At 73.5% G+C, this 1,006-nt stretch carries 1 protein-coding gene and 1 pseudogene; both read left to right on the top strand.

Annotated elements, in window-relative coordinates; all coding sequences use genetic code 11:
• Window positions 1-274: pseudogene (locus G6024_RS16495) on the top strand (septation protein SepH); the annotation flags it as partial.
• An 8-nt stretch (window positions 275-282) separates the two neighbouring features.
• A partial coding sequence (locus G6024_RS00600) for a DUF6928 family protein (RefSeq protein WP_159147578.1) occupies window positions 283-1,006 on the top strand: 724 nt, incomplete at its 3' end.

Raw genomic sequence — 1,006 nt, 5'->3', positions numbered from 1 at the left:
GCCGGCCACCCCAGCCGGACCGTCCACCCCCGCCGCATCCGCCCCTACCGCGGGGACGGGACCGGTGTCGTCCGGGCGGTCGGAGCCGACGTCCGGCGCCTCGCGCCCCGCGGGGGTGCGAGGCGGGAACGACAACGACGACGACGACAACACCGACAACGAGGACTTCCTCCAGCCCACGCCCACCGAACCCGAACGACGCCCCTCGCGCCGTCATCCCACGATGCCCTCGTGGGAGGACGTCCTGCTCGGGGTCCGCGGTAAGGACGACTGAGTCCGGTCATGGGACACCACGTCGCAACCTTCTGGTATCTGGCCACGGACGATCCCGCCGCACCGATCCGGGCGGGACAGCCGTCCGACCCCGGTTTCGCGCGACGTCTGCTGTCGCGGCTGTTCCCCACGGTCACGGTGGCGTCCCTGGGCGCGTTCCCGCTCAACCGCTCGGCCTCGGCCGGGCCGGGGGAGATCTACGTGGGCTCGTTCCCGGGACTCACCGTCGTCCAGATCCCGATGGAGGGGCCCATCACGCCGTCCGCCACCCCGGAGTCGTGGCTGAAACTGGTCGAGGCGCCCACCATCCTGCTGTTCGCCCAGGATGCGGAGGACGGGGTGAGCGGATTCGCCCGGTGGGAGTCGGGGCGGCTCGTGCGGGCGTTCGCCGGGGCCGACGACCGGATCGTCGAGGACGAGGGCATGCCCCTGCCGTTCGAGAGGCCCTACTGGGCCGGCGAGTTCCCGCTCGACACGGCGACCGACACCCCCTTGGCGTTGCCGTTCTCGCCGTCGTCACTCCTCCACGCCGCCCACCGCGACTGGCTCGGCTTCGACCTGGAGCCGGGGGGTCTCGACGTGCCGGTCCACGGGTTCGCCACCGACGGTCGCCGCGAGGTACGCCAGCACACCCCGCTCTCCGGGCCGGCACTGCACGTCGTGGGGATGCCGGGCCGCGCCGAGCTCCACGCGGCCGCGAGGCGTGCCGCCGGCGTCGGGTCCGACACGGACG

This window comes from Dietzia maris, from assembly GCF_014144855.1.
In the GTDB taxonomy this organism is placed as follows: Bacteria; Actinomycetota; Actinomycetes; order Mycobacteriales; family Mycobacteriaceae; genus Dietzia; species Dietzia kunjamensis.
This window is presented reverse-complemented; position numbering and strand designations above follow the sequence as displayed.